Consider the following 574-nt stretch of genomic DNA (forward strand, 5'->3'; position numbering starts at 1 on the left):
GACTCGCCCGAGCTCCATCTGCTGCGCTGCCGGCTGCGGCTGCGCGGCGCCGGGGGCGGGACCGGGGCGGCCGAGCGCGAACTGCGCTTCGCCGAGGCCCTGATCGGTGCCGGACGGGCCCCCCACGACTGGCGGCTCGGCTGGCACCGCGGACTGCTCGCGCTCGGGCAGGACCGGGCCGGGGCGGCACGGCTCCACTTCGACCGGGTGTTCGCGGCGATCCCGGGCGAGTACGCGCCGAAACTCGCCCTCGGGTACTGCGCCGAGCGCCTGGGCCGCTGGCAGGAGGCGCTGACGTTCTACGAGGCCGTCCGGCTGCGCAACCCCTCGCTCGGCAGCGCGGCGTTCGGCGCGGCACGGGCCCGTCTCGCGCTGGGCGGGGAGCGGGCCTGGGACGACGCCGTGCGGGCCCTGGACGCGGTGCCGCAGCACTCACGGCACCGGACCGCCGCGCGGACGGCCGCCGTACGCGTCGGCGTCGAGCACGTGCGCACCGCCGGGCACCCGGACGAGGTGGCCGACCGGCTCCGCGAGGTGCTGGCGCGCCTGGCCCGGCTGTTCCACGCGCACGGCC

Annotated in this window: 1 protein-coding gene; it reads left to right on the top strand. The window is 78.9% G+C overall.

Annotated elements, in window-relative coordinates; translation table 11 throughout:
* The coding region (locus HO151_RS04595; protein ID WP_302479546.1) for a tetratricopeptide repeat protein at window positions 1-574 on the top strand (574 nt) is incomplete at both ends.

Source organism: Streptomyces sp. 8P21H-1 (genome assembly GCF_013302945.1).